Here is a 26,297-nt window from a genome sequence, read left to right on the forward strand (position 1 = left end):
GCGGCAGGACCGGGCGGAGCGGCGCGGCACGACTGCGGCGCGGCACTCGGCCCGTAAGCCCGGGTACGGGCGCGGAGTACGGGCGTGCGAGACGCGCACGGGCACGAGCGGTGTCTGTGCGGTTGCACAATGGAGGGGTGAACGAGCAGATTCCCGTCCTGCGCGACGTCGACCACGGCACCGCGCGTCTCATGCCCGATGTGGACCGGGAGCGGGCCTGGCTCCTCACGGTCGACGGTGCCCCGCAGTCGTACGTCGACCTCGACGCGCCCGACCACCTGGAGTTCGAGTACGCCCGCCGGCTCGGGCACGTCGTCGACGGCGCCGCGGCGGCGGGCGCGCCGCTGGACGTGCTGCACCTCGGCGGCGGCGGGCTCTCGCTGCCGCGGTACGTCGCCGTCACCCGGCCCGGTTCGCGCCAGGACGTCGTCGAGGCCGACGGCGGACTCGTCGCGCTGGTCGCCGAACACCTGCCGCTGCCGGAGGGCTCCGGTGTCACCGTGCACACCCACGACGCGCGCGCGTGGCTGGAGGCGGCGCCCGCGGCCTCGGCCGACCTGATCGTCGGCGACGTCTTCGGCGGGTCGCGCGTCCCGGCGCACCTGACCTCCGTCGCGTACGCGCGCGAGGTCCGCCGCGTGCTGCGCCCGGGCGGGACCTACGCGGCCAACCTGGCCGACGGCGCGCCCTTCGCCTTCCTCCGCGGCCAGCTCGCCACCTTCGCGACGGTCTTCCCCGAGACGGCCTTGGTCGCCGAACCGGCGGTGCTGCGCGGCCGGCGTTTCGGGAACGCGATCCTGGTCGCCTCCGACGCCCCGCTCGACGTCCCCGGCCTCACCCGCCGCGCCGCCGGGGACGCCTTCCCCGCGCGGGTCGAGCACGGGGCGGCGCTGGCCCGGTTCACCGGGAACGCCGCTCCGGTCGACGACGCCGAGGCGGTGGGGTCACCCGTTCCGCCGGACGGCGCCTTCGGCATCGGCTGACGCCCCGGGCGCGGGAACCATCCCGGCACCGGCGCCGCCCCCGGCGACCACCACGGTGCCCGTGCCGGCCCCCCCGCCCGTGCCGGTCCCCGCGTCGACGGCGGTTCCCGGAGCACCCTTCGCCGTCGTCGCGCCGTGCGGCCGCCGGGTCATGTTGCGCACGTCGGGGACGAGCAGCACGAGCGCGGTGACGAGCGTCATCAGCGCGACCGCGCCCCACAGGGATTCCTTCCGGCCGAACGCGGCCTCGGCCGGGCCCGCGAGCGCGGTGGACAGGGGCAGCAGCGCGGTCGAGCCGAACCAGTCGTAGGCGGAGACGCGGGAGAGCTTCTCCTCGGGGATCTCCTGGTGCATGGTCGTCATCCAGGAGACGCCGAAGATCTCCATCGCCACACCGCTCACGAACATCACCGCGGTGAGCCCCACGGGATGCAGCGGAACGGCGAGCGCCGCCGAGGGCAGCGCGATCGGGAACACGCCGAGCGTGCCGACGAGCAGCATCCGGCGCGGCTTCCAGCGGGTCATCAGGATGGCGCCGGCGACCGTGCCCACGCCGTATCCGGCGAGCGCGATGCCCCAGGGACTGGCGCCGCCGAGCTCGTCCCGGGCGACCAGCGGCCCGTACACCGCCTCGACGGCGCCGATGAGCGCCACCACCACCGAGAACTGCGCGACGATCGACCAGAGCCACGGCCGGCCGATGAACTCCTGCCAGCCCTCGCGCAGATCGGCGAAGAGCCCGCCGCCGGGCTTGCGCTCGGGGATGCCGCTGACGTCGAGGAACGCCCGCAGCGCGCCCGCCACCGCGAAGGCGAGGGCGTCGACGGCGAGGACCCAGCCGGGGCCGACGAAGGCGACGAGCGCGCCGCCGAGCGCGGCGCCGCCGATGCCCGCTCCGTGCATCGCCATCCGGTAGAACGCGAAGGCGCGGCCGGCCTGCTCGCCCGTGACGCTGGACATGAGCATGCCCTCGGCCGCCGGGTTGAAGAAGGCCTGCCCGGTGCCGCAGAGGCCGGTGAGCACCATCATCTGCCAGAGCTCGGCGGTGCCGGAGAGGACCAGGACGGCGAAGACGGCCTGGGAGACGAAGTTGAGCGCGTTGGCCGCGACCATCACCCGGTGCCGGGGTATGCGGTCCGCCACGGCGCCGCCGATGAGCAGGAAGAACACGAGCGGCAGGAAGCGCGCCATCGCGACGAGGCCCACGTCGCCCGCGTCGCCGCCGGACTCGAAGACGGCCCAGGTGGTGGCGATCAGGGCGCCGTGGGCACCGAGACTGGTCACGATGGTGGCGGCGGTGAGCAGCACGTAGTTGCGCCCGGCCCATTCGGGGCGGCGGCCGCTGCGGGGAGAGGCGGAGCGATTCGTCACCCCGGGACTATCCCCGGCACCTCCCCTTCCTGCCAAACCGAATATCGGACGGCCGGGGCTCCTCTACGGCCGGGACTTCCCTACGGCCGGGACTTCTCGACGTTGAGGGCTCCTCGACGTTCAGGACTTCTCGGTGAGCCGGACCGTGGAGAGGATCTTCTGGATCGTCGCGTCGGGGAGCTCGTCCTTCACGCCGTCGGCCGCGTAGAGCAAGAAGGTCGCGTAGTCGTTCTCGGCGTTGAGGAAGGTGAACGCGATCGACTTGCCGTCGGTCTCGCACTTGTTGCGCTTCGTCACGTTCGGCGCCGTCGCCGTCGCCATGCTGCCCTTGAGCCCGGACGCCGTGGTGTACGGCACGGGGGCGGTGACCTTGATGGACTTCTCGGGCATGTGCTGGGCGAACGCGGCCCACACCCAGGTCCCGGCCTGCGCCCGCGCCGCCGAGGCGGTGTCCGTGGCGCCCTTGTTGCCCTTCGTGCCGGCGGCGCCGAGGCCCCAGGTCTCCGGGGTGCCGTTCTTGTCCTTGTCGAAGGCGCACCACTTGCTCTTGAACTCGGCGGGGCCGGACATGACGACCAGCGGGCTGCCGTCGCCCTTCTTGGCGTCCCCGAAGCCGGTGTACGTGGTGGGCTTCAGGACCTCCCACTCCGGCGGGACGTCGAAGAGGGTGCCGTACGTCGGGTTGTGGACGACCTTCCAGCCGGGGATCGTGGGCTGGAACGTGGTGCCGTCGCGCGGGTTGTCGATCTCCGTCGAGGCGCCGTCGGACGGCTCGGACGGCTGCCCGGAGGGGTCCGTCGAGGGGGCGTCGGACCCCGGGGCGGAGGCGGTCGTCGTCGGCTTGTCGGCGACGTTCTTCTTGTCGTCCCCGCCCGTGACGAGGAAGACGGTCACGCCTGCCGCGACCACCACGGCGGCCGCCGCCACGACCGCGATGAGCGTCGAGCGCCTGCTCCCGCCGCCGGACCCCTGGGGCGGGGTGGGGGCGGGCACCTGGTACTGCGGCTGCGTCGGCTGCTGGTACGGGTTCGGCTGCGCGTACCCCTGCTGCGGATAGCCGGGCTGCTGCTGCCATCCGCCCTGCTGCGGGTAACCCGGCTGCGTCGGCTGCTGGTAGGGGTTCGGCTGCTGGTGTCCCGGCTGCTGGTACCCCGGCTGCGTCGGCTGCTGGTACGGGTTCTGGTTCTGGTCCTGCGGGTTCTGCTCGCCCCCGGGCGGCTGCTGTCCTGGCCACATGGGCCGTAACGATAGAGGGGCGGGGGCGGCCGGGCCATGCCCGGGCCCCGCCGCCGGGGAGGCGCGGGGTCGCCGGAGGCATGGCCAAGACGGCTACTCATGGGTAACATCACGGCCATGAGCGCAGACCAGAAGTCCGTCGGCGACATGCTCGCCGCCACGGTCCCCATGGCCGGAACCCTCAACCTGGAGTTCCTGGAGACCACCGCCGAGCGCGCCGTCGTGCGCCTGCCCGACCAGCCCGCCTACCACAATCACGTGGGCGGCCCGCACGCCGGCGCCATGTTCACCCTCGCCGAGTCCGCCAGCGGGGCCATCGTGCTCGCCGCCTTCGGCGACCAGCTGGGCCGCGCCGTGCCGCTCGCCGTCAACGCCGAGATCGCGTACAAGAAGCTCGCCATGGGCGTCGTCACCGCGACCGCCACGCTCGGCCGCCCCGTCGCCGACGTCGTCGCCGAACTCGACGCCGGACAGCGCCCCGAGTTCCCGGTCCGCATCGACATCACCCGCGAGGACGGAGCCGTCACCGGCGAGATGACCGTCCTGTGGACGCTGCGCCCCAACAACCCGGGCAAGTAGCCGAGGCGAGCGGCAGGCGGCCCGGGCACCCGGTCTGGGCAGGTGCCCGGGCGCGCAGCCCGCAGATCGCCGGCCGGTCGTCCCCGCACACCGACAGGTCCGCCCCCGCACCCTCCCTTCGGGTGCGGGGGCGGACCTGTCGGTGTGCATCGGCCCAGGAAGGGCTCGGGCATCGGGTGTACCGGCCGGCCGGGCGGACGGCCGGGCAGACGGACGACCGGGCCGGTCGCCGGAGCCGATACGCGAACTCGTGCACTCCGCTCCGAGGCTCGGCCGTGCACCTTCCGAACCGATCGGCGTGCCCGGGCACCCCGGACCTGGGCAGACGCCCAGGAAGCGCGCGGAGCGCCCGTGCCGTGCCGAGCCCCCGTACCCTGCCCCGCCCGTGCTCCGCGCCCGTTTCCCGCCCGTGCCCCGTGACCGCGACCGAGGCTGTCAGGTCACGGTCGAGGCGTGTCCCGGGCGCCGGGTAGGCTGCCCCGGCGTGCCCGACGCGGGGCACGCCACCGCAGCGGCCCCCGATCGGCGCCGCGCAGGCACAACGGGAGGAACCCGCGTTGCACGTCCAGGAATGGCTGGAGACCATCCCGCCCGTCGCCATCTACGCGCTGGTGGGGGTGGTGATCGGCCTGGAGAGCCTCGGCATCCCGCTCCCCGGCGAGATCGTCCTCGTCAGCTCGGCCCTGCTCGCCTCCCAGCACGGCGACATCAACCCGTACGTCCTCGGCGGCTGCGCCACCGCGGGCGCGATCATCGGCGACTCGATCGGGTACGCGATCGGTCGCAGAGGCGGCCGTCCCCTGCTCGCCTGGCTCGGCGGGAAGTTCCCCAAACACTTCAGCGAGGCGAACATCGCCCTCGCCGAGCGCTCCTTCCAGAAGTGGGGCATGTGGGCGGTCTTCTTCGGCCGCTTCATCGCCCTGCTGCGGATCTTCGCAGGGCCGCTCGCCGGCGTGCTCCAGATGCCGTACTGGAAGTTCCTCATCGCCAACGTCTTCGGCGGCATCCTGTGGGCGGGCGGCACCACCGCCGTCATCTACTCCGTCGGCATCGTCGCCGAGGCGTGGCTGAAGCGCTTCTCCTGGCTGGGCCTGGTCCTCGCGGTCCTCATCGGCGTCGCCTCGATGCTGATCATCAAGAACCGCGCCAAGAAGGCGGCCGCGGAGGTCTCCGCACAGCGCGCGGAAGCGCCGCTGGAGCCGGTCGCGGCCGACTGACCGGCGCGCCGCGCGGACGGCCGCACCCCTCGCACGCCGGAGGGCGGCACCCGGGGATCGTCCCGGGCGCCGCCCTCCGTTGCGTACATGAGCAGCCGGGCGGCCCTCCCCGCGAGACGAGGGGGAAAGACGCCGGTCCCGCCTGTCTCACACGCCCCACAATCCCTGCCGGTCCCACGAGTCTCACAGGTCCTGCCGGTCCCGCAGGTCTCGCCGTTCCGCCGGTCCCGGCGGTGGTGAGAGGGCCGGCGGCGCCGAAGCGACCGGCCGAGGTCAGTCCTCGTACGCCTCGGCGTGGCCCTTCGCCAGGTGGAGGTACATCTCGGCGTTCAGCCGGATGCCCGCAAGCTCCTCCTCCGTCAGCGCCCGGCGCACCTTCGCGGGGACGCCGGCGACGAGCGAACCGGGCGGGACCTCCATACCCTGCGGCACCAGCGCCTGCGCGGCGACCAGCGAGCCGGCGCCGATCCGGGCGCCGTTGAGCACCGTCGCGCCCATGCCGACGAGGACGTCGTCCCCGATGACGCAGCCGTGCACGGTCGCGTTGTGCCCGACCGTCACGCGATCACCGATCGACACGGGGAAACCGGGGTCGACGTGGACGGTGCAGTTGTCCTGGATGTTGGAGTCCTCGCCGACGGTGATGGGGCCGCAGTCGGCGCGGAGCACCGCGTGGTACCAGACGCTGGCGCGCGCGCCGAGCGTCACCTCGCCGAGGACCACCGAGGTCGGGGCCGTGAAGGCGGTCGGGTCGACGCTCGGCTCCTTGCCGCCGACGGCCTTGATCAAAGCCTCTGCCATGGGGTCACTCCTGGGGGTCTCTACGGCCCGTCCGGCCGTGGTGGTGTCGCGCCTTCCGGTTGTCTGCCCGCACCCTATGACGAGCCCATGACGGACATCACAGGGGACCGCGCCGACCGGGCCCGACGCCGCCGACTACGGTGTCGGGGTGCCCAAAAACGGAAACACGTTCTCATCCCTCGCCGCCTGGCGGCGCCGGGTCGTCGCCCACGCCCTCCAGGGCGGATGGCGCTGGGCGCAGCAGGCCGGCGCGGTGACCGCGGAGCATCCCGGGCGGCTGAGGTTCCGGCGGCTCGGCGCGGGCACCCGGCTCGCCTTCCCGCAGGGCACGCTCTTCGGGGAGCGCTGGATCGAGATCGGCGAGTGCTGCATCATCGCCGAGCAGGTCACCCTCACGGCGGGGATGCTGCCGGGTCTCGACCTCGGCACGGAGACGGTCCTCACCCTGGGCGACGGCGTCGTCCTCGGCCGCGGCAGCCACGTGATCGCCGACACGACGATCACCATCGGCTCGGACACCTACTGCGGGCCGTACGTCTACATCACCTCGACCAACCACAGTTACGACGACCCCCACGAGCCCATCGGCCGCCAGTGGCCCCGCTCCGAGCCGGTGTCGATCGGCCCCGGCTGCTGGCTGGGCACGGGCGCGGTGATCCTCCCGGGCGCGCGGATCGGCCGCAACGTCGTCGTGGCCGCCGGCGCGGTCGTACGCGGCGAGGTGCCGGACCACTCGGTGGTGGCGGGCGCCCCGGCCAGGGTCGTACGGCGCTGGGATCCGGAACGGGGATGGCAGCCGCCGCTGCGCACCCCGGCCCCGAAGCCGATCCCGGAGGACGTCACCCCCGAGCAGCTGGCGGCGCTGGCGGCCTGGGAGATCGAACAGGCGGAAGCAGAAGCAGAAGCGGATGCGGAAGTGGTGACGGTGGCAGTCGTGGGGAGCGGGGCGGACGCGGTGGCGCAGGCGGCGGTGGCCGACGCGGGCACGGCCGTCACGGGGACGCCCGAGGGCGCGACGGGGGCGCGGAGCTCCTGACCGGCCCCCACCGGCCTTCGCCCGGGGCCTCCGCAGGGCGCGGAACCACCGGCACCACCCGTACCACCGGTGCCGCCCTCGCTAGCGGTCCCACGTGCCCTCTCGTGACCCTCGCCCCCGTGCGAAACCGGCGCGCCGCCCGTGTCAGCCGCCCGCGATGAGAACGGTGCCGACGAGCGCGAGGCCCGCCCCCGTCGCCTGGATCGCGCGCAGCCGTTCCCGGAGCACGCCGAAGGCGGCGAGCGCGGTCACGACCGGGTAGAGGCTGGCGAGGACGGCGGCCACGAGCACCGGGCCGCGCTGCGCGGCGAGCGCGTACGTGCCGTTGGCCGCCACGTCGGCGAGGCCCACGAAGGCGAGCGCGGGCAGGGCGCCGCGGATCACGCCGAAACCCTCCTCCGGCAGCGCGCGGCCCCCGCGTCGCACGGAGAGGTACAGCGCGCCCCCGCCCACGGCCACGTTGGTGACGCGCTGCACGAACAGCGCGAGGAAGAGGCCGGTGAGCGTGGTGGACGCCTCGGCGATGAGCGCCATGACGGCGCCGAACCCGAACGCCGCGAAGAGGGTGAGGACGACGGCCTGCCGCTGCACGGGCGCGCCGCGCAGCTCGGGGCCGCCCGCGAGCACGATGCCCACGACCGCCGCGACGATGCCGCCGACCTGGAGCAGGCCGGGGCGGTCGCCGAGCACCAGGCCGACCGTGACGGGGACGACCACGCCGAGCGAGCCCAGCGGCGAGACGACGCCCATCGGGCCGAGCGCGAGGGCCTTGTAGAAGGCGAGCATGGCGGCCGGGCCGACGACGCCGGCGGCGACCGCGTACCAGAGCCCGGGCCCGGCCTCGGTCCAGGCCGAGGTGGCGAGGACGACCGAGCCGAGGACGACGACCGCGAGGCTCTGCGAGACCACGACGACGGTGAGGGCCGGGATGCGCCTCGTGAGCAGGCCGCCCCCGAAGTCGGCGAAGCCCCACAGGAGGGCGGTGGCCAGGGCGAACACGGCGGTCATGGAGGTCCTCGCAGGCAGGTACGGGGTGAAGCGGGGCAGTACAGTGCAGTGCACGATCGAGTGCACCTCACCGTAGTGCAATGCAGTGAACTATGTCATCCAGGATATTGGACGGAATGTGTCGGACCTCGACCAGCTGACCCAGTCGCTCGCCCGCAACCTCAAGCGCTGGCGCAACGAACGGGGCTTCACCCTGGACGCGCTCGCCGCCCGTTCCGGGGTCAGCCGCGGCATGATCATCCAGATCGAACAGGCCCGGACCAACCCCAGCGTCGGCACCACCGTGAAGCTGGCCGACGCCCTCGGGGTCTCCATCACCACCCTCCTCGACTACGAGCAGGGCCCCCACGTCCGGCTCGTCCCGCCGGAACAGGCCGTCCGCATGTGGTCCACACCGGCGGGCAGCAGCACCACCCTGCTCGTCGGCACCGAGGCCCGCGGCCCCCTCGAACTGTGGTCCTGGTCCCTGGTGCCCGGCGAGGGCAGCGCCTCCGACCCGCACCCGCAGGGCACCACGGAGCTCCTCCACGTCACCGCCGGCGTGCTCACCCTCGTCGTCGACGGCGTCGAGCACGCCGTCCCCGCCGGCACCTCCGCCGTCTTCGAGGCCTCGGCCCCGCACGCGTACCGCAACGACGGCGACGAGACGGTCCAGATGACCATGGCGGTCTCGATCCCCCCGGCGCGCTGAGGCGCGGCACGCTGAGGCGCGGCGTGCTGAGGACCGACGCGCCGGGGTCGGGGCCGGGGCTGAGGCTCGGGCCCAGGGTGTCCGGGAGCCGGGAGCCGGGAGCCGGGAGTCGGGGGACGGGGGACGGGCGTCGGGGTTCCGGGGTTCGAAGATCGCACACCGGAGCCCGACGTCCCGCGGCCCGAGGCCGGGACCCGGTTCGTACGCTGAGACACCCGGCCGCACGCCGGCCGGGTGCCGCTAGCGTGCCGCACATGCGCGCACCCATCGGAGACTTCGACGACGCCCGCCCCGCCACCGACTGCCTCGACCTGCTCACCCCGCCGGTCGCCGCAGCCGTCCGCGCCTGGACGGGCCCCGTGCCGGCCGACCGGATCCTCTACGTCGACACCGACCCGACCATCGCCGACACCGCCGTCTTCGTCGAGCACCACGGCCCGGAGCTCCTCGAACAGTCCGCGAACTGCGTCGTCCTCGCCGGCAAGCGCGGCGAGACGACGACCCTCGCGGCGTGCGTGGTCAAGTCCGGCACCCGCGTCGACGTCAACGGCGTCGCGCGCAAGCACCTCGGTGTCCGCAAGGCGCGGTTCGCGCCGATGGACACCGCGACCGGCGACACCGGCATGGAGTACGGCGGCATCACCCCCATCGGCCTCCCCGCCGACTGGCCGCTCCTGGTCGACGCCACCGTCGTCGACACCGAATGGGTGCTCATCGGCAGCGGCCGCCGACGCGGCAAGATCATCGTCCCGGGCAAGGCATTCGCCCAACTTCCCCACGCCGTGGTCCTGGAAGGGCTGGGCCTGCCCCAGGCCTGACGACGCGGCCGCGCAGCGGTGCGGACACGACGACGGCCGCCCGGCGCACCCGCCGGACGGCCGTCGTCGCCCGCAACCGCACGGCACGACCCCCGGGCCGCACCCGCTCGGCCCTCTGCGCGCCGGACCGATGGTTACGCGCGCCGCGCGCCGGGCTGCCCGCCGCGTGCCGCACGGCAGGCCGGCCGTCCGGCGTCACGCATGGGCATCAGCCCAGTCGCGGGATCTCGATCGCGGGGCAGCGGTCCATCACCATGTCCAGCCCCGCGTCCGTCGCGCGCGCGTACGCCGCCTCGTCGACGACACCGAGCTGGAACCACACGGCCTTGGCCCCGATCTCCCGCGCCTCGTCGGCGACCGCGCCGGCGAGGTCGCTGTTGACGAAGACGTCCACGACGTCGACGGGGAAGGGGATGTCGGCGAGGGACGCGTAGCCCGGCTCGCCGTGGACCGTCTCCGCCTTCGGATGCACCGGGACGATCCGCTTCCCGAAGCGCTGGAGGACGGCCGCCACCCCGTACGCGGCACGCTCCCGGTTCGAGGAGAGGCCCACGACCGCCCAGGTGTCGCCCGTGCCCGTCAGGATCCGGCGGACGGTCTCCTCCTCGGAACGCTCCGTCGCCTCGGTGGTCGTGGTGTCGACGCTCATCCCTGGTGCCTTCCTTCTGTCCGTACGGGGTCTTCCTCCGTTACGAACCCGCCGCGCCTTCGGATCCTTCCCGCCCGGCAGCCCGGGAGCCCGGGGATTAGGCGGCTCGGGAACCGGGCAGCCCGGGAACCGGGCAGCCCGGGAACCGGGCAGCCCGGCTCGGGTGTGCCCGCCGCCTCATTCCTCCCAGGAACGCCGTTCGTCCTCCCGAGGGGCCGACACGACGGACGGGCGCTCCGGGCCGAAGACCATCACCGGCCGCTCCTCGTCCCACGTCCGCCACCCCGGGTCGCCGTCCGAGGCGAACGCCACCCAGGCCGCGTGCACGGCCGCCGCAAGTTCGCGCGGCGCGCCCGGCCCCGTCAGCGCTTCCGCCTCGGGCGTGTCCAGGGTGTCGAAGACGAAGCCGAGCTCCAGCGCGTGGCAGGCGCCCAACCCGAGCACTGGCGACGGCCACCCGAACTCGTACACGAACGTGCGTCCCGCCGCCCCCGCCCGCAACCGCGCGTCCGCCATCCTGTTCAGCGGCACCCGCAGCAACTTGTCGGTGGCGAGCGCGCCCAGGACCTCACCGGGCCGTGCCTGCGGCCGGTTCGCCCGGTAGACCCGCGCCGTACGCGACGGGACCCGCGTCTTCCACAACGCGAGCCGCAACATCAGCGGGGACAAGCGTTCCACGAGCCCACTCGGTACGAACCAGAGCCGGTACTCCTCCGTCGTCGTTCCCAGCAGCAGGTCGACCCCGGCGGAGTCCACGCCCGGCTCCGAGGCGCGGGACGAGCCCGATCCGGCAGCGACGTACGGGAGCGAGTCTCCGGGACCGTTCCCCGCCGCTTCACCCAGCACCCCCTTGGGCGATCGCCCAGCCCCCGAGCCGACCTCGGCCTCGACCCCGGTTCCTGCTCCTGCTCCTGTTCCTGTTCCTGCTTCGGCTTCGGCCTTTGCCCTTCCCCTGACCTCGTTCCCACCCGGCACCCCGGTCGCCGTGAGGGCCTCCGCCGGGTCGCGCGGCAGCACCTCGCCGTCGACCACGATCTGGAAGGAGTGCCCGCTTCCCGTCAGCGGCGACCCCTTGGCCGTCACCTCCGTCTGCGCCGTGAGCAGCAGCTCCCGGTCCACCGCGGCGAACGCCTCCGCCGTCGCGGGGACCCCCAGCCGCTTCGCGATCGCCTCCGTCGTCCGCCGCGCCCGCTCAGGCGGCAGCGCCATCGGCGCGCCACTCTGCACGACCGCTCGCCGGAACAGTCCGCGCGCGAGCGGCGAGGCGAGCAGCGCGGCGATCGAGATCGCGCCCGCCGACTCGCCGAAGACCGTCACCCGCCCGGGATCACCGCCGAACGCCGCGATGTTCTCCCGTACCCATGCGAGCGCGGCGATCTGGTCACGCAGCCCGAGATTGGCAGGGGCGTCGGGAAAGAACCCGAACCCCTCCACGCCGAGGCGGTAGTTGACGGAGACGAGGACCACGCCGTCCCGCGCGAACGCGGTCCCGTCGTAGACGGGCACGGCGTTCGAGCCGTGAAGGAGCGACCCGCCGTGGATCCACACCATCACCGGCCGGCCGCAGACACCCTGGACAGGGCCCGCGCCCGTGCCCCCCTCCTTGCCCGCGGTCGGCCCCTCCGGCCCCTCCGATCCTTCCGGCCCTTCCGGACCCCAAGGGGCCCAGACGTTGACGTTGAGGCATTCGTCGCCCTCCACCGCGGGGTCGGGCAGCAGCGCGTCGAGCGGAGGGGCGTAGGGCCGCTTCGGAGCGGTCGGCCCGAACTCCGTGGCCTTCCGCACCCCCTCCCACGGCTCCACCGGCTCCGGCGCCCGGAACCTGCGCGGCCCGAACGGCGCCCGCGCGTACGGCACACCGAGGAAGCGGGCCACGCCGTCCGCCGCGAACGCGCCGCTCACCCTCCCCGCCACGAGCACGGCCTCCGGCGCCCCTCCCGCGCCCGACCCCGTCCCACGCACCGCGTCCTGATCCTGATCCGGCGTCGTCATGGCTGCGTCCTTCCGTACCGAGCGTGCGTGTCGTGCGGATGATGCCCCGGGAACCGCCGGGACGGGAGAGCTCTGCCGGGACGGCGACGCCGCTGTGCAGCTGCCCAGAACAGGCCCGGCCGACCCGGCCGCGACACGGGCCGATCCGGGCTCGGTGCGGACGGCCGCGTCACGCCCCCAGGCCCTCGGCCCTCGCCGTGCTCGCGTCAGTCGGCCGACGCCACCAGCGCGCGCTTGAGGACCTTGCCGGTCGGGCCGAGCGGCAGGGCGTCCACGAACCGGACGACGCGCGGGTACTTGTGGCGGCCGAGCCGTTCCCGCGCCCAGTCGACGAGCTCCGCCTCGGTGAGGGCCGTCGTGCCCGCCCGGCGTACCACCACCGCGCACACCTCCTCGCCCTTCGCCTCGTCGGGGACGCCGATCACGGCGACCTCGGACACCGACGGGTGCCGGACCAGGACCTCCTCCACCTCGCGCGGGTAGATGTTGAAACCGCCCCGGATCACCAGGTCCTTCTTCCGGTCGACGATTCGCAGGAAACCGTCCTCGTCCCGCGCGCCCAGGTCGCCCGTGCGGAACCAGCCGTCCACGACCGCGGCCGCCGTCGCCCCCGGATCGTCGAGGTAACCGGCGAAGACGTTGTGCCCCCGCACCACCACCTCACCGACCTCGCCGTCCGGCAGCAGCCGGATCTCCCCGTCGAGCGCCGCGTCGGCCACTCCGACCTCGACACCCCACACCGGATGACCCACCGTGCCGGGCCGCCGCCCGAGGTGCGGCTGGTTGAACGTGGCCACCGGCGAGGTCTCCGTCAGGCCGTACCCCTCCAGGATCTGCGTCCGGAAGGTCTCCTGGAAGCGCTCCAGGACGGCGACCGGCAGCGCCGCGCCACCGGAGATCGCGGCGCGCAGCGCCTCCGGCCGCCGGTCCGACACCGCCGCGGCCTCCACCAGCGCGTGGTACATCGTCGGCACGCCCATGAACACCGTCACACCTTCGTCGGCGAGCACCTCCAGCGCCGCCGGCCCGCTGAACCTGGGCATCAGCACAAGCGTGGCGCCCTGGCGGAGCGTGCCGTTCATCGCGCACGTCTGGCCGTAGCTGTGGAACAGCGGCAGACAGCCGAGGACGACGTCGTCCTCCCCGAGACCGAGCAGGTCCTGCGAGGTCACGGCCGCGTTCATGACGATGTTGAGGTGGGTCAGCCGCGCGCCCTTGGGCCGCCCCGTCGTGCCGCTGGTGTAGAGGATCACCGCCGTGTCGGACGGGTCGGCCGGCTCGGGCGCGGCCAGCGGTTCGGGCGCGGAGGGCGCTCCCCGGAAGGCCCGCACACCGGCCGCGCGCGCCGCCTCGTCGGCGACCGTCCACAGCGGGCCGCCGCTCACGATCGCGACCGCGCCACTGTGCTCCAGCACAAAACGCACCTCGTCCGCGACGAGCAGCGCGTGCACCGGCACCACCGTGGCACCGGCGGCGAGCGCGCCGTAGTAGACGCGCAGGAACTCCGTGGTGTTCGGCAGCAGCACCGCCACCCGGTCACCCGGCTTCACCCCCGCCTCGCGCAGCCCTGCGGCGCAGCGCAGCGCCGCGTCCCACAGCTCGCGGTAGGTGAACCGGCTCGCGCCCTCGACGACGGCGATCCGGTCGGGGAAGTGGCGGGCGGACTCACCCAGCACGCCGGCGACGCTCAGTGACATGACACGCTCCAGAGACGTGGTGCTGACGGCGGTGTCAACATTCCGTGACACGGCACAGAATCGATCGTGGAAGCACCCCGAAGCCATGTGCAGACGCCCACCATGCGCCTCCACGGGCTGGGCATCGGCCCCTCAGCGACTCCCGGCACGTGGCAATCGCCAAAGCGCGGCGCTACGGTGCCAGCCATGACGCCCCGCCCGCCCGGCGCCCCCGACCCCTCGCCGGACCGCACGCCGGACCGTTCGTCCGTTCCCTCCCGGCGCCCGCCCTCCGGCCCGCCGGCCGCGCCCCGCGCGCGCACCCCGCTCGGCTCGGCAGGCGACTCCGGCGCCCTGCGCCGCTCCCTCGCCGCCGCGCTGCTCTCCGACGTCGACCGGCTCACCGACCGGGCCGTGGCCGACATCCGCGCCCACTCCGGTACGTACGCCTCCGGCGACCCCGTCACCCACGAGGACCTCTGGGCGATCTGCCGCGACAACCTGCTGCGCGCCCTGGAGGACTTCGGCGGGCTCGCACCCACCGACGGCGACTTCGAGGGCGCGGCTCGCGAGACCGGCCGCCGCCGCGCCGAACAGGGTGTGCCGCTCGACACCGTCCTCCAGGCCTACCGGCGCGGTGGACGCATCCTGTGGCAGGTCATGGCCGAGCACCTGCGCACCCGGGCCGGCCGCCAGGCGGACAGCCGCGACCTGGAACTCGACGTCGCCGGCGCCGTCTGGGAGACCATCGACCGCTACTCGGTCGCCATGGCCGACGCGTACCGCCTCGGTCAGCTGGAGCTCCAGAACCAGCAGGACACCCGCCGGGCAGCGCTCTTCGAGGCCCTCCTCGACGGGCGTGCCGACGACCCCGCCGTCGCGTCCGCCGCTGCCGCCGCGCTCGGCGTCCCCGCCCAGGACCGGTACGTCGTCGTGGTCGCCACCCAGGACCCGGCCGCCCCGCCCCGCCCGGCCCCCGTCCTGGAGGCGCAGGGCCTCTGGTCGTACTGGCGCCCGCGCTCGGGGCGGTACGCCGGCATCGTCCGCCTCCCACGCCGCGACACGCCCGCCGGCCGGACGCCGCCCCTGCCCGGAGCGGGCCCCGACCCGGCGCTGCTCCGCCTCCTCGACGCGCTCCGCGAACGCACCGGCGCCACGGCAGGCGTCTCGCCCGAGTTCGAACGCCTCTCCCAGGCGGGCCGCGCCCTCCGACTCGCCGAACAGACCCTCCGTACCCTTCCTGCCGGCAGCGGCGAGGCCGCCGTCTTCGACGCACGGCTCACCGAGATCCTCCTCAGCGGGCGCCCCGACATCGCCGAACGGATCGTCACCGTCCACCTCGGACCCATCCTCGTCACCGGCGGCGAGCGCGCGGCGCTCCTCACCACCCTCCGGGTCTGGCTCGACCACGGCTGCTCCGCCTCCCGCGCCGCGGAACTCCTCTACTGTCACCGCAACACCGTGCTGAACCGCATCGGGCGCGTCGCCGAGCTCACCGGCCGCTCCAGCGAATCGGGCGAGGCACGCCTCGGTTGGGCACTTGCCCTGCGCGCCCTCCCGTACGTCGGGCTCCCCGACGCCCCCGGCTCTCCCTCCGCCACCGTGGACCCGCCCAGTCCGGGGGGCGCGGAGCGCGACGGGTACGGCACGTAGGCTGGCTGAATGCAGGAGCAGTACCGCACGCTGGCCCGCGAGGGCGTCCACGAGACCGAGATCAACCGTTCGCGCTTCCTCTGTGCACTCGCACCGGTCGCCGACGAGCGCGAAGCGCAGGAGTTCGTGGCGCGGATCCGCCGGGAACACCCGACGGCCACCCACAACTGCTTCGCCTACGTGCTCGGCGCCGACGCGTCCGTCCAGAAGGCGAGCGACGACGGCGAACCCGGCGGCACCGCAGGCGTCCCCATGCTCCAGATGCTGCTGCGCCGCGAGATGCGGTACGTCGCCGCGGTCGTCACCCGCTACTACGGCGGGGTGAAACTCGGTGCCGGCGGTCTGATCCGGGCGTACGGCGGCGTGGTCGGCGAAGCCCTCGACGCACTCGGCACCATCACCCGGCAGCGCTACCGGCTCGCCACCGTCATCGTCGACCACCAGCGGGCCGGAAAGCTGGAGAACGATCTCCGCTCCACCGGCCGCGCCGTCCGGGACGTGCGATACGCCGAAGCCGTCACCATCGAGATCGGCCTCCCCGACGCCGACGTTCCCGCCTTCCGCTCCTGGCTCGCCGACGCCACGGCCGGCACCGCCACCGTGGAACTCGGCGGCGAAGCGTACGGCGACGCCTGACCCCCACCCCCAGGGCAGATGCCCATCCACCCGCGCCGCGCCCACTGGTCCACCCGCGCAGGTATCCACCTACCTGCACTTACGATGCGCGCGGGAACAAGCTTGCCCGCAGTCCTGGGCATCGGCCCCTTCCGGTCGTGCCTTGTTCCTCCCCGCCGACCCGCCTCCTCCCCACCCCGCATCTCCCTCATGTGGCCCCGCCCACCACCCCCGCCGGGATAGCGTGGTGGACACACACGAACGGACCCGGGTCACCGGACGGGAATCCGGCACCAGGGCGAGGAGCGGCGCGCGCATGCGGGGTGGGACGACGACGTGAGGTTCCTGCACACCTCGGACTGGCACCTCGGCCGGTCCTTCCACCGCGTCGGCCTCCTCGACGCACAGGCCGCCTTCCTCGACCACCTCGTCGCCACCGTCCGCGACCGCGACGTGGACGCCGTCCTCGTCGCCGGCGACGTGTACGACCGCGCCGTGCCGCCGCTGCCCGCCGTCGAGCTCTTCGACCGCGCGCTGCACCGCCTCGCCGAGGCGGGCGTGCCCACGGTCATGATCTCCGGCAACCACGACTCCGCCCGCCGCCTCGGCGTCGGCGCCGGACTCCTCGGCCGCGCCGGCATCCACCTGCGTACCGACCCGGCCGGCATCGGCACCCCCGTCGTCCTCGCCGACGCGCACGGCGAGGTCGCCCTCTACGGCCTGCCGTACCTGGAGCCCGCGCTCGTGCGGGAGCAGCTCGGGGCCCGGCGGGGCGGCCACGAGGCAGTGCTCGCCGCCGCCATGGACCGGGTCCGCGCCGACCTCGCCACCCGGCCCGCCGGGACGCGTTCCGTCGTCCTCGCGCACGCCTTCGTCGCGGGCGGCGCGGCCAGCGACAGCGAGCGCGACATCACCGTCGGCGGCGTCTCCGCCGTCCCCGCAGCGGTGTTCGACGGCGTCGACTACATCGCCCTCGGCCACCTCCACGGCGCCCAGACCCTCACCCCCCGCGTGCGGTACTCCGGCTCCCCGCTCGCCTACTCCTTCTCCGAGGCCGATCACCGCAAGACGACGTGGCTCGTCGACCTCGGCGCCGACGGCGCCGTCACCGCCGCCGAGCGCGTCGACTGCCCCGTGCCCCGCCCGCTCGCCCGGCTCCGGGGCCGCCTCGACGACCTGCTCGCCGACCCCGCGCACACCCGCCACCAGGACTCCTGGATCGAGGCCACCCTCACCGACGCGGTGCGCCCCCACGACCCGATGGCCCGGCTCGCCGAACGCTTCCCGCACACCCTCAACCTCGTCTTCGAGCCCGAACGCGCCGACACCGACTCCCTCGCCTCCTACGCCCAGCGGCTCCGCGGCCGCAGCGACCAGCAGATCGCCGAGGACTTCGTCGCCCACGTCCGCGCCGGCGGCGGACTCGACGCGGCGGAACGGACCGTGCTGTACGGCGCCTTCGACGACGTCCGCGTCGACGCCGCCACCACCGAGCGCGAGGGGGGCCGATGAGGCTGCACCGGCTGGAGATCACCGCCTTCGGTCCCTTCGGAACCACTCAGACCGTCGACTTCGACGCCTTGTCCACCGCCGGGCTCTTCCTCCTCCACGGTCCCACCGGCGCCGGCAAGACCTCCGTCCTCGACGCCGTCTGCTTCGCCCTGTACGGAAGCGTGCCCGGCGCCCGTCAGGCGCCCGGAACCACACTCCGCAGCGACCACGCGCCCGCCGGAACCCTCACCGAGGTCCTGCTCGACCTCACCGTCGGCGGCCGCCGCCTGGAGATCAGGCGCAGCCCCGCGCAGCCGCGGCCCAAGAAGCGCGGCGGAGGTTTCACCACCGAGAAGGCGCAGAGCACCCTGCGCGAGTACGACCCCGCCACGCGCGCGTGGACCGGTCTCAGCAAGTCCCACCAGGAGATCGGCGAGGAGATCACCCAGCTCCTCGGCATGAGCCGGGACCAGTTCTGCCAGGTCGTCCTGCTGCCACAGGGCGACTTCGCCCGCTTCCTGCGCGCCGACGCCGAGGCACGCGGCAAGCTCCTCGGCCGCCTCTTCGACACCCGCCGCTTCGCCGCCGTCGAGGAACGCCTCGCCGAGCTGCGCCGCGTCGCCGCCCACCGCGTCGAGGAGGGTGACACCCGCCTTCTCGCCCTCGCCCACCGCATGGCCCAGGCCGCCGGAGGCCTGCCCGCCGCCGACGCCCCCGTCGACGGGCGGCCCGGCGAGCCCGGCCTCGCCGACTCGGTCCTCGCCTGGGGGGCCGTGGCCCGCACCGAGGCCCGCGAGGCCGCCGACATCGCCGCCGTACGCTTCACCTCGGCCGAACACGCCGAGGCGCACGCCCGCGCGGCCGCCGCGCACGCCCGGGAGCTCGCCGCCCGCCAGACCCGTCACGCCGACGCGCTGCGCCGCCGCGAGGCGCTGACCGCCCGGATCCCCGAGCGGGACGGCGACCGGCACGCCCTCGACCTCGCGCTCAAGGCCGAACGGGTCGCCCCCGCCCTCGCCCTGCGCCACGACGCCGAACGCGAGCACGCCGGGGCGCTGGCCGTCCGGGGATCGGCCCGTTCCCTGCTCCCTCCCGACCTCGCCGAGGCTCCGGCCGAGCAGCTCTCCACCCTGGAGAACCGGCTCCGCGAGGAACTCGGCGGCCTCGCCGCCGCCCGCCGCGCCGAGGGCCGTGCCGCCGCGCTCGCCGAGGAGAGGACCCTCCTCGAACGGGAGGCCCGCGCCGACGAGGACGCCCTCCAGGAGGCCACCGACTGGCTCGCCGACTGGGAACCCCGGCGCGCCGCGCTCCAGCAGCGCGTCGACGCCGCGCACGAGGCGGCGGCCCGAGCCGAACACCTCGCCGGCCGGCTCGACCCCCTGCGCCTCCGGCTCGCCGCCGCCCGGCGCCGCGACGACCTCGCCACGGCCCTGAACCGGGCCGAGGAGCGGTACGCGACCGCCCGCGAGCACCGCAACACGGCACACGAAACCTGGCTCGACCTCAAGTCCCGCCGACTGCGCGGCATCGCCGCCGAACTCGCCGCCACCCTCACCGACGGCCACCCCTGCCAGGTCTGCGGCTCCACCAGCCACCCTGCGCCGACGCCCACCACCGCCGACCACGTCGACCGGGCCGCCGAAGAGGCCGCCTACGCCCGCTACACCCAGGCCGACGAGACCGGCCGCGCCGCCGAACGCGACCTCGCCGCCACCCGCGAGGCCCTCGCCGGGGCTCGCGAGGAGGTCAGGACCCTCGCCTCCCCGGGACAGGCGGACCCCCAGCCCACCGTCGGCGAACTCGCCGCCGAGGCCGAGGAGCTGACCGCCCGCCACGCGGAGGCGCACGCCCTCGCCGCCCGGACGCACGCGGCGCGCGAAGCGCTGGCGCACGCCGAACGCGAACACGAGAAGAGGGCAACTGCCCAACGCGAGGCGGAACGCCGCGTCGCCGCCCGGACCTCGCGACGCGAGAGCCTCGACCGGCAGCGGGCCGAGCTCGCCGAGGAACTGGACCGGGGCCGGGGCGCGTTCTCCAGTGTGGCCGAGCACGCCGACCGCCTGGAACGGCGCATCGCCCTCGTGGTCGACGCGGCCGGAGCCGTACGCGCGGAGGAGCTCGCCGCCGACCGCCTCAAGAAGGCAGATGCCCAACTCGCCGACGCCTCCTACCGGGCCGGGTTCACCACCCCCACGGAGGCCGCCGCCGCCCTCCTCGACGAACGGAGCCGCCGCGCGCGCCAGCAGCGCCTGGACGTGTGGCAGGCCGAGTCCGCCGCCGTCGCCGACCGGCTCGCCGAACCCGGCACCGAGGAGGCCGCCGCGCTCCCGCCCGCCGACCCCACCGCCGCCGAGGCCGCGCACACCGCCGCCGAGCGGGCCCTGCGGGCCGCCGGCGCCGGACTCGCCGCCGCCCGCGAGCGCGTCACCGGCCTCGCCGAACTCGCCCGCCGGGCCGAGACCGAGGTACGGCGCCTGGGCCCGCTGCGTGCCGAACACGACCGGGTGGCACGGCTCGCCGGCCTCACCGCCGGGACCTCCGCCGAGAACGAGCGCCGCATGCGCCTGGAGGCGTACGTCCTCGCCGCCCGGCTCGAACAGGTCGCCGCGGCCGCCTCGGCGCGCCTCCAGCGCATGTCCTCCGGCCGCTACACGCTCGTGCACTCGGACGCGCGCGCGGGCGCGCGCCGCAGCGGCCTCGGACTCCACGTCGTCGACGCCTGGACCGGCAACGAGCGCGACACCGCCACGCTCTCCGGGGGCGAGACGTTCTTCGCCTCCCTCGCCCTCGCGCTCGGCCTCGCCGACGTCGTCACCGACGAGGCAGGCGGCGTCCGTCTCGACACCCTCTTCATCGACGAGGGCTTCGGCAGCCTCGACGACCAGACCCTCGACGAGGTCCTCGACGTCCTGGACTCGCTGCGCGAACGCGACCGCAGCGTGGGCATCGTCAGCCACGTGGCCGACCTGCGCCGCCGGATCCCGGCCCAGCTGGAGGTCGCCAAGTCCCGCCACGGCTCGTCCGTCCGCCTGCACCCGGCCGGGGACGGACTCAGCGGCTGACGGAACGGCGGGGGAGCGGTGACGAGTAGACGACGCTGGTCGTCACCGAACCGAGCGTGCCGATCTTCCCGGAGATCTCCTCCAGGTGCCGCATGGAACGGGCGGCGACCTTGATCACGAAGCAGTCGTCGCCGGTGACGTGGTGCGCCTCCAGCACCTCGGGGGTGACGGCGACCAGGTCGTGGAAGGGCTTGTAGTTGCCGGTGGGGTAGCGGAGCCGTACGAACGCGAGGATCGGCAGCCCGAGGCGTTCGTGGTCCACCACGGCGGTGTACCCGGTGATCACCCCGGCCTCCTCCAGGCGGCGCACCCGCTCCGTCACGGCCGACGGCGACATGGAGACGGCGCGGGCGAGCTCGGCGTAGCTGGCCCGGCCCTGGGCCTGGAGTGCGTCGAGGATCCGCCAGTCGGTGGCGTCCGGGGCGTAGTCGTTCATGGACCGAGCCAACAGGGGTTTCCCCGGCGGATCAAGTCGTCCGCCGGGGAAACCTCCCGCCGGGGTCGGTCAGAGCCGGGAGATCTCGTCCACGAGGTCGTCCAGGCCCAGCGGTCCCTGGCTCAGTGCGGCCATGTGCCACGCCTTCGCGTCGAAGGCGTCGCCGTGCGCCGCGCGGGCCCGCTCGCGGCCGAGCAGCCACGCCCGCTCGCCCAGCTTGTAGCCGATGGCCTGCCCCGGCATGGACAGGTACCGCGTCAGCTCGCTCTCCACGAACGCCGGCGGACGGCTGCTGTGCCGCTGGAAGAACTCCTGCGCCAGGTCGGGCGTCCACCGCTCACCCGGGTGGAACGGCGAGTCCGCCGGGATCTCCAGGCCCAGGTGCATGCCGATGTCCACGATCACCCGGCACGCCCGCATCATCTGCGCGTCCAGGTAGCCGAGCCGGCGCTCCGCGTCCGGAAGGAAGCCGAGCTCGTCCATCAGCCGCTCCGCGTACAGGGCCCAGCCCTCGGCGTTGGCGCTCACCATGCCGATGGTGGCCTGGTAGCGGGAGAGGCTGTCGGCGACGTGCACCCACTGAGCGATCTGCAGGTGATGCCCGGGCACGCCCTCGTGGTACCAGGTCGACACCAGGTCGTACACGGGGAACCGGGTCTGCCCGTCCACCGGGAGCCAGGTGCGGCCGGGGCGCGAGAAGTCCTCGGAGGGCCCCGTGTAGTACGGGGCGGCGGCGCCGCCCGCCGGCGCGATGTGCGACTCCACCTTCCGGACCCGCTCGGCGAGCTCGAAGTGGGTCCCGTCGAGCGCGTCGATCGCCTCGTCCATGAGCTGCTGCAGCCATGCGCGGACCTCGTCGACGCCCTCGATGTGCGTACCGTGCTCGTCGAGGTGCGCGAGCGCCTCCCACGGGTCCGAGCCGGGCAGGATCCGGTCGGCCTCGGTGTGCATCTCCTCGCGCAGCCGGTGGTACTCGGACCAGCCGTAGGCGTACGCCTGGTCGAGGTCCAGGTCGGTGCCGTTGAAGTAGCGGCTCCAGCGCCGGTACCGCTCGCGGCCCACGGTGTCCGGTGCGTCGGCGACGGCGGGGGCGTACGTCTCGCGCATCCAGTCCCGCAGGGCCGCGACGGCGTCGCTCGCCCCGGCGGCCGCCGCGGCGAGCTCGGCGCGCAGCTCCTCCGGGAGTGTGTCGGGGCGGGCCGCGGCGTACTCCTCGAACCAGCCCGGCGCGCCGTCGGCGCCCGCCCAGTCGGTCAGCTGACCGACGAAGGTGGCGGTGGCCCGCGGCCCGCCGAACAGCTTCCGCTCCAGACCGAGCGCGAGCGAGGCCCGATACCCCTCCAGCGCGGCCGGAACGGCCCGCAGCCGCTGGGCCACGGCCGCCCAGTCGTCCTCGGTCTCGGTGGGCATCACGGTGAAGACGATCCGGACGCTGTGCACCGGCGAGCGCATGTTGCTGACCGCGCACAGGCCCTCGTCGGCGTCGTGCACGGCCAGCTCGGCGGTGAGCCGCTCCCGGAGCAGGCGGGCACAGCGCCGCTCGGCGTCGCTGTCCGCGCCCGGGGTCCGCTCCGCCTCGTCGAGCAGGGCGAGGGTACGGCGGGCGAGCTCGGCCACGGCTTCCTGGCCTTCGGGGGAGAAGTCCGGAAGCCGTCCGGCGCTCTCCCGGACTCCCAGATGGGTGCCGGTGATCGGGTCGAGGGCGATGAAGTCGTCGACGAAGGCGTCGGCGACCTGACGGGGCAGATTGCTGCGGGAACTCTCTGGCATGTGACTCATCCTGGTGCCTCCGCCGGTCTCCCGTCACCCTCGACCGGGCTCATACGGCTGACAAGGACGCTCCCGCGCCGGGCGGCATCAAGGGGCCGCAGTCCCACTGCTGGAAGATCAGTCTCGTCTCGACCCGCGCCACCTCGCGCTGCGAGGTGAACTCGTCCAGGACGAGTCGCTGCAGGTCGGACGGGTCGGACACGGCGACGTGCACGAGGTAGTCGTCGGGACCCGTGAGGTGGAACAGGGCCCGAGACTCGGGCAGGGCACGGATCCGGTCGACGAACGGACCGATCAGTTCCCGCCGGTGGGGCCGGACCTGCACGAGCAGCAGTGCCTCCAGGCCGCGGCCGAGTTTGGCCGGATCCAGTCGCAACTGGTGCCCGAGCACGACACCGGTACGGCGGAGCCGGGCCACCCGGTCGAGGCAGGTGGAGGGGGCGACGCCGACTTCGGCGGCGAGCTCCCGGTAGGTGGTCCGGGCGTCGTTCTGCAGGAGGCGGAGAATGTGCAGATCGACCGTGTCCAGTACGACAGATTCGGCCATCGGCCGAACGTAGCACGGATGTATGCCGCTACTTCCCGGTATCCGTTCACAGTGCGGCCATGGACGCCATGGATCACGCCCCTTCGGTCACCCCGAGGGCGCTCGCCACCGAAGCCGTGCACGCCGGCCGGGAAGACCTCGCCGCGCTCGGGGTGCACGCCCCTCCGCTCGACCTGTCCACCACCTACCCGTCGTACGACGCCCGCGCCGAGGCCGCCCGCATCGACGAGTTCGCCGCCACCGGCGCGCGCCTCGAAGGCCCGCCCGTCTACGCCCGCCTCGACAACCCGACCGTCGCCCGCTTCGAGGAGGCCCTGGCGAGGCTGGAGGGCACGGAGGCCGCCGTGGCCTTCGCGAGCGGCATGGCCGCCCTGACCGCGGTCCTGCTGGCCCGCGCCGCCCAGGGCCTGCGTCACGTCGTCGCGGTCCGGCCGCTCTATGGCTGCAGCGACCACCTGCTGGACGCCGAGCTGCTCGGCACCGAGGTGACCTGGACCGACCCGGCGGGCGTCGCCGACGCCATCCGCCCGGACACCGGCCTCGTCATGGTCGAGTCCCCGGCCAATCCGACCCTGGCCGAGGTCGACATCCGCGCCGTCGCCCACTCCTGCGGCACGGTCCCGCTCCTCGTCGACAACACCTTCGCCACTCCGGTCCTCCAGCGCCCCGCCGGTCTCGGCGCGCGCATCGTGCTGCACAGCGCCACCAAGTACCTGGGCGGGCACGGCGACGTCATGGGCGGCGTCGTCGCCTGCGACGAGGAGTTCGCCCGCGAGCTGCGCCGGGTGCGCTTCGCCACGGGCGGCGTGCTCCATCCTCTCGCCGGCTACCTGCTGCTGCGTGGGTTGTCCACGCTGCCGGTGCGCGTCCGGGCGGCTTCGGCCACGGCTGCGGAGCTCGTGCGCCGCCTCGCCGCCGACGCGCGGATCGAGCGTGTCCACTACCCGGCGATCGGCGGCGCCATGGTCGCCTTCGAGGTGCACGGCGACCCGCACGAGGTGATCGCCGGCGTCAGGCTGATCACCCCGGCGGTGAGCCTGGGCAGTGTCGACACTTTGATCCAGCACCCGGCGTCCATCAGTCACCGCATCGTGCGCGAGGGCGACCGATGGGCTGCGGGCGTCAGCGACCGGCTGCTGCGGATGTCGGTGGGCCTGGAGGACGTCGAAGACCTGTGGCGCGACCTGACCCAGGCGCTCAGCGCTCGCTCTGCCGAGCCTGCTGGGGTCGCTCGCTCCGTCGCGGTGCCGAGTCCAGCCGAGCGGTGATCACCAGCGTCCCCTCTTCGATCTGGTAGTCGAGGGGGAGGTTCAGCGCGCGCATGGCTGCGACCATGCCGGTGTTGGACGCCTGGGTCACGGCGTAGACGCTGTCGCATCCCGCCTCCTCGGCCATGGCCACGAGCCGGCCGAGGAGTTCGGCGCCGATGCCGCGCCGCTGCCAGTCGTCCTCCACCAGCAGTGCCACCTCGGTCTCGTCACCGTCCCACAGCAGGTGTCCGAGAGCGACGAGACGTCCGGACGCGGTCTGTACGGCGAGGGTGCGCCCGAACCGCGGGCTCAGCAGGTGGTCGAGGTAGCGGTCTGCGTCGCCGACCGGCCCGTGGTAGCGAAGGCTGAGGGTGCGTGCGGAGCAGCGGTCGTGCATGGCGCGTGCGGGTACCAGATCCCGCTGGTCGGCGCGGCGGACGGTGATCTCGTTCCCCTCAGGGAGGGTGAGGACGTCCTGGCTGCGCGGGACCCGGGGGCCCAGCCGTGCATCGAGCTCGACGAGTGCGCGGGCGCGGGCGAACTCGGTCGGGGTGAAGGGAAGGTACGGCCGCTCGATGAGCAGCGTGCCGCCGCTGGGGTCGCGCAGCTTCATCACGGTCTCTTCGAGCACGCCCTCGACGGGTGCCTGTTCGCCGGTCGGACGGCCGGTCAGCGAGACGGCCGGCACGGAGTGCAGCGTGCACCGCCCGAGGAGCTGGCGGAGAGCGAGGGGCAGTTCGGCGGCGTCGAGCGCGGTCCGGGTGGCGAGACCGAGGACCCGGGTGGGGGTGTCCACGAGGTCGTGGGCATCGGCCCGCTCGGTCCAGGTGTCCCGCCCGCCGGCGGCTCCGATCTCTCGAGCGAGAGCGCCGGAGGAAAGGGTTGCCGGGGCGCGGAGCAGGAACTCGTCGACCGTTCCCTCGGTCAGCGGGTGGGTCTGCAGCGTGAGGATGTCGACGTCGAGCAGGGCGAGCACGGTGCACAGTGCGGCCAGGCTGCCCGGAGCGTCGTCGACCGTGGTCCTCATCCGCCACAGCACGGTCTCGACGACCTCCGGGGCCCGGTCCGACGCGGCGTCCGTGTACCGTTCCGCGGGGTCGCCGGAAGCGTGCGCCGGCGCGGACGCTCCCTTGGCGGCGGGTGGGGCATGACTGTGCCTTCGCGCCCACCATGTGTGGAAGCCGGCGGTGGCCATCAGAGCGATGGCCGAGAACACCAGGAGGTAGGGGCCGTCGGGACCCTTGACGATGGTCTTGGCGATCGTGTCGGCCACCACCACGGCGGTGAACAGGGCGGCGAGTTCGATCAGGTCGTGCCGCCAGTGGTGCGGGCGGCGAGTGCTCTTCGAGGACGTCACATCGGTCATGACTTCACTGTGACCGAGAGGTGTTGCGTGATCACGAACGCTTTGTGACT

22 protein-coding genes are annotated in these 26,297 nt (G+C 74.1%); 11 read left to right on the forward strand and 11 right to left on the reverse strand.

The window, feature by feature from the left end; translation table 11 throughout:
• Positions 1–137: 137 nt before the first annotated feature.
• Complete coding sequence (locus tag IE287_RS13875; RefSeq protein WP_189849324.1) at positions 138–983, forward strand: spermidine synthase; 846 nt, start codon at positions 138–140, stop codon at positions 981–983.
• Here IE287_RS13875 and IE287_RS13880 read toward each other — a convergent pair.
• Complete coding sequence (locus tag IE287_RS13880) at positions 945–2,354, reverse strand: MFS transporter (RefSeq protein WP_189849325.1); 1,410 nt, start codon at positions 2,352–2,354, stop codon at positions 945–947. The genes IE287_RS13875 and IE287_RS13880 overlap by 39 nt on opposite strands.
• Positions 2,355–2,474: 120 nt before the next feature.
• Entirely contained in the window at positions 2,475–3,590 is a 1,116-nt protein-coding gene (locus tag IE287_RS13885; protein WP_189849326.1) for a DUF8017 domain-containing protein, read from the reverse strand.
• A gap of 117 nt (positions 3,591–3,707) precedes the next feature.
• Here IE287_RS13885 and IE287_RS13890 point away from each other — a divergent pair, with 117 nt between their 5' ends.
• Together IE287_RS13890 and IE287_RS13895 are read left to right on the forward strand one after the other, a co-directional pair.
• Positions 3,708–4,169 carry a DUF4442 domain-containing protein gene (locus IE287_RS13890; protein ID WP_189849327.1) on the forward strand — a complete coding sequence of 154 codons (462 nt, stop codon included), beginning with the start codon at positions 3,708–3,710 and terminating at the stop codon, positions 4,167–4,169.
• Between the two features lie 557 nt (positions 4,170–4,726).
• Complete coding sequence (locus IE287_RS13895) at positions 4,727–5,386, forward strand: DedA family protein (RefSeq protein WP_189849328.1); 660 nt, start codon at positions 4,727–4,729, stop codon at positions 5,384–5,386.
• Positions 5,387–5,659: 273 nt separating this feature from the next.
• Here IE287_RS13895 and IE287_RS13900 read toward each other — a convergent pair whose 3' ends face one another.
• A complete protein-coding gene (locus IE287_RS13900; protein WP_189849329.1) occupies positions 5,660–6,187 on the reverse strand; it encodes a gamma carbonic anhydrase family protein in 528 nt (175 codons plus the stop codon).
• Positions 6,188–6,335: 148 nt separating this feature from the next.
• Between IE287_RS13900 and IE287_RS13905 the strand changes: the two genes are divergently transcribed.
• Positions 6,336–7,223: an acyltransferase gene (locus IE287_RS13905; RefSeq protein ID WP_229883477.1), complete on the forward strand. Its 888-nt coding sequence runs from the start codon at positions 6,336–6,338 to the stop codon at positions 7,221–7,223.
• 144 nt (positions 7,224–7,367) lie between these two features.
• Here IE287_RS13905 and IE287_RS13910 read toward each other — a convergent pair whose 3' ends face one another.
• Positions 7,368–8,231, reverse strand: coding sequence for a DMT family transporter (locus IE287_RS13910; protein ID WP_189849540.1), 864 nt, complete (start codon positions 8,229–8,231; stop codon positions 7,368–7,370).
• A 118-nt stretch (positions 8,232–8,349) separates the two neighbouring features.
• Here IE287_RS13910 and IE287_RS13915 point away from each other — a divergent pair, with 118 nt between their 5' ends.
• On the forward strand, positions 8,350–8,922 hold the full coding sequence (locus IE287_RS13915; RefSeq protein ID WP_189849539.1) for a helix-turn-helix domain-containing protein: 573 nt from the start codon (positions 8,350–8,352) through the stop codon (positions 8,920–8,922).
• A gap of 254 nt (positions 8,923–9,176) precedes the next feature.
• The gene (locus IE287_RS13920; RefSeq protein WP_189849330.1) at positions 9,177–9,740 is read left to right on the forward strand and encodes a YbaK/EbsC family protein; all 564 of its coding nucleotides are present in this window, start codon (positions 9,177–9,179) and stop codon (positions 9,738–9,740) included.
• A 208-nt stretch (positions 9,741–9,948) separates the two neighbouring features.
• Here IE287_RS13920 and IE287_RS13925 read toward each other — a convergent pair whose 3' ends face one another.
• From IE287_RS13925 to IE287_RS13935, 3 genes are all read right to left on the reverse strand, one after another.
• The gene (locus IE287_RS13925; RefSeq protein ID WP_189849331.1) at positions 9,949–10,389 is read right to left on the reverse strand and encodes a CoA-binding protein; all 441 of its coding nucleotides are present in this window, start codon (positions 10,387–10,389) and stop codon (positions 9,949–9,951) included.
• A gap of 177 nt (positions 10,390–10,566) precedes the next feature.
• A complete protein-coding gene (locus tag IE287_RS13930; protein WP_189849332.1) occupies positions 10,567–12,381 on the reverse strand; it encodes a carboxylesterase/lipase family protein in 1,815 nt (604 codons plus the stop codon).
• A gap of 206 nt (positions 12,382–12,587) precedes the next feature.
• Entirely contained in the window at positions 12,588–14,078 is a 1,491-nt protein-coding gene (locus IE287_RS13935; protein WP_189849333.1) for a long-chain-fatty-acid--CoA ligase, read from the reverse strand.
• Between the two features lie 186 nt (positions 14,079–14,264).
• Here IE287_RS13935 and IE287_RS13940 point away from each other — a divergent pair, with 186 nt between their 5' ends.
• The 4 genes from IE287_RS13940 to IE287_RS13955 all read left to right on the forward strand — a co-directional run bounded on the left by IE287_RS13940 (position 14,265) and on the right by IE287_RS13955 (position 20,878).
• Positions 14,265–15,710, forward strand: coding sequence for a PucR family transcriptional regulator (locus tag IE287_RS13940; protein ID WP_189849334.1), 1,446 nt, complete (start codon positions 14,265–14,267; stop codon positions 15,708–15,710).
• A gap of 9 nt (positions 15,711–15,719) precedes the next feature.
• On the forward strand, positions 15,720–16,346 hold the full coding sequence (locus IE287_RS13945; protein ID WP_189849335.1) for a YigZ family protein: 627 nt from the start codon (positions 15,720–15,722) through the stop codon (positions 16,344–16,346).
• A 315-nt stretch (positions 16,347–16,661) separates the two neighbouring features.
• The gene (locus tag IE287_RS13950; RefSeq protein ID WP_189849336.1) at positions 16,662–17,837 is read left to right on the forward strand and encodes an exonuclease SbcCD subunit D; all 1,176 of its coding nucleotides are present in this window, start codon (positions 16,662–16,664) and stop codon (positions 17,835–17,837) included.
• Positions 17,834–20,878 (forward strand): AAA family ATPase, encoded by a 3,045-nt coding sequence (locus tag IE287_RS13955; RefSeq protein WP_189849337.1) that lies wholly within the window; start codon positions 17,834–17,836, stop codon positions 20,876–20,878. The genes IE287_RS13950 and IE287_RS13955 overlap by 4 nt, the downstream gene beginning before the upstream one ends.
• Here the strand turns inward: IE287_RS13955 and IE287_RS13960 are convergent.
• From IE287_RS13960 to IE287_RS13970, 3 genes are all read right to left on the reverse strand, one after another.
• Positions 20,868–21,314, reverse strand: coding sequence for an Lrp/AsnC family transcriptional regulator (locus IE287_RS13960; protein WP_189849338.1), 447 nt, complete (start codon positions 21,312–21,314; stop codon positions 20,868–20,870). The genes IE287_RS13955 and IE287_RS13960 overlap by 11 nt on opposite strands.
• A 69-nt stretch (positions 21,315–21,383) precedes the next feature.
• Positions 21,384–23,084: a DUF885 domain-containing protein gene (locus tag IE287_RS13965; RefSeq protein WP_189849339.1), complete on the reverse strand. Its 1,701-nt coding sequence runs from the start codon at positions 23,082–23,084 to the stop codon at positions 21,384–21,386.
• 49 nt (positions 23,085–23,133) lie between these two features.
• Entirely contained in the window at positions 23,134–23,631 is a 498-nt protein-coding gene (locus IE287_RS13970; RefSeq protein ID WP_189849340.1) for an Lrp/AsnC family transcriptional regulator, read from the reverse strand.
• A gap of 59 nt (positions 23,632–23,690) precedes the next feature.
• Here IE287_RS13970 and IE287_RS13975 point away from each other — a divergent pair, with 59 nt between their 5' ends.
• Positions 23,691–24,899 carry a trans-sulfuration enzyme family protein gene (locus IE287_RS13975; protein ID WP_373307848.1) on the forward strand — a complete coding sequence of 403 codons (1,209 nt, stop codon included), beginning with the start codon at positions 23,691–23,693 and terminating at the stop codon, positions 24,897–24,899.
• On the opposite strand, the gene IE287_RS13980 is transcribed toward IE287_RS13975, so the two are convergent.
• Complete coding sequence (locus IE287_RS13980) at positions 24,829–26,247, reverse strand: GNAT family N-acetyltransferase (protein WP_189849341.1); 1,419 nt, start codon at positions 26,245–26,247, stop codon at positions 24,829–24,831. The two genes, IE287_RS13975 and IE287_RS13980, sit on opposite strands and share 71 nt — an antisense overlap.
• Positions 26,248–26,297 lie beyond the last annotated feature (50 nt).

The sequence above is a fragment of the Streptomyces omiyaensis genome (assembly GCF_014650895.1).
Taxonomy (GTDB): Bacteria; Actinomycetota; Actinomycetes; order Streptomycetales; family Streptomycetaceae; genus Streptomyces; species Streptomyces omiyaensis.

Excerpts from the sequence above, each read along its gene's own strand:
- IE287_RS13890 (WP_189849327.1), top strand. The coding sequence starts at position 3,708 with ATGAGCGCAGACCAGAAGTCCGTCGGCGACATGCTCGCCGCCACGGTC.
- IE287_RS13960 (WP_189849338.1), bottom strand. The coding sequence starts at position 21,314 with ATGAACGACTACGCCCCGGACGCCACCGACTGGCGGATCCTCGACGCA.
- IE287_RS13975 (WP_373307848.1), top strand. The coding sequence starts at position 23,691 with ATGGACGCCATGGATCACGCCCCTTCGGTCACCCCGAGGGCGCTCGCC.
- IE287_RS13920 (WP_189849330.1), top strand. The coding sequence starts at position 9,177 with ATGCGCGCACCCATCGGAGACTTCGACGACGCCCGCCCCGCCACCGAC.
- IE287_RS13955 (WP_189849337.1), top strand. The coding sequence starts at position 17,834 with ATGAGGCTGCACCGGCTGGAGATCACCGCCTTCGGTCCCTTCGGAACC.
- IE287_RS13935 (WP_189849333.1), bottom strand. The coding sequence starts at position 14,078 with ATGTCACTGAGCGTCGCCGGCGTGCTGGGTGAGTCCGCCCGCCACTTC.
- IE287_RS13910 (WP_189849540.1), bottom strand. The coding sequence starts at position 8,231 with ATGACCGCCGTGTTCGCCCTGGCCACCGCCCTCCTGTGGGGCTTCGCC.
- IE287_RS13900 (WP_189849329.1), bottom strand. The coding sequence starts at position 6,187 with ATGGCAGAGGCTTTGATCAAGGCCGTCGGCGGCAAGGAGCCGAGCGTC.
- IE287_RS13965 (WP_189849339.1), bottom strand. The coding sequence starts at position 23,084 with ATGCCAGAGAGTTCCCGCAGCAATCTGCCCCGTCAGGTCGCCGACGCC.
- IE287_RS13925 (WP_189849331.1), bottom strand. The coding sequence starts at position 10,389 with ATGAGCGTCGACACCACGACCACCGAGGCGACGGAGCGTTCCGAGGAG.
- IE287_RS13945 (WP_189849335.1), top strand. The coding sequence starts at position 15,720 with ATGCAGGAGCAGTACCGCACGCTGGCCCGCGAGGGCGTCCACGAGACC.
- IE287_RS13930 (WP_189849332.1), bottom strand. The coding sequence starts at position 12,381 with ATGACGACGCCGGATCAGGATCAGGACGCGGTGCGTGGGACGGGGTCG.
- IE287_RS13980 (WP_189849341.1), bottom strand. The coding sequence starts at position 26,247 with ATGACCGATGTGACGTCCTCGAAGAGCACTCGCCGCCCGCACCACTGG.
- IE287_RS13885 (WP_189849326.1), bottom strand. The coding sequence starts at position 3,590 with ATGTGGCCAGGACAGCAGCCGCCCGGGGGCGAGCAGAACCCGCAGGAC.
- IE287_RS13940 (WP_189849334.1), top strand. The coding sequence starts at position 14,265 with ATGACGCCCCGCCCGCCCGGCGCCCCCGACCCCTCGCCGGACCGCACG.
- IE287_RS13970 (WP_189849340.1), bottom strand. The coding sequence starts at position 23,631 with ATGGCCGAATCTGTCGTACTGGACACGGTCGATCTGCACATTCTCCGC.